The organism is Alcanivorax profundi, from assembly GCF_003597125.1.
GTDB classification, from domain to species: Bacteria; Pseudomonadota; Gammaproteobacteria; order Pseudomonadales; family Alcanivoracaceae; genus Alcanivorax; species Alcanivorax profundi.
The window spans coordinates 1-475 of record NZ_QYYA01000099.1; the positions used below are offsets into that span (position 1 = coordinate 1).

General features: G+C 34.5%; 1 protein-coding gene. It reads left to right on the forward strand.

Features of this window, described 5'->3' with window-relative positions; genetic code table 11:
- Positions 1 to 475 (forward strand): hypothetical protein (locus D4A39_RS17825; protein ID WP_158586952.1); only part of this gene is annotated, 475 nt, incomplete at both ends.

The following is a 475-nucleotide window of genomic DNA, read 5'->3' on the forward strand; positions in this document are numbered from 1 at the left end:
TTTCTGAAGAAGTGAATGTTGGGGATAATATTGCAATTTGTTTGAGTAAGAAATTGTTGGTGCGCATTAATGAGCTGTTTCCACAATTGCCTAATTTGCAAGATAGAATAAACCAATCTCCATTATTTAAGTCTCAGTGTGAGTCATTACAAGTGGGATTGGAATTGTTTTTGCATTTGGGTAAGATAGATTTTGTAGAAAATGGAAAACAGGAGCGAAAAGGTGAGAATCGTTATAATAAGATGCTTGCTTTTTCTGACAAAATGCTAGTCCTTGATGCTTATTTGTCAATGCAGGCTGAATATACTGACTTATTGCTGAATAATTGGTTGAATGGTGATGAATGTGGTGATAAGTTCGAAGATGGATTGAAGTCAATTCTTTCTACGTTTATTATAGATTGCTGCTATAAGATAAAGAAGCCTGATGGCTCAGAAGTTGTCTTTAACCTGGAGAATATTTGCAAGGTTTTAGA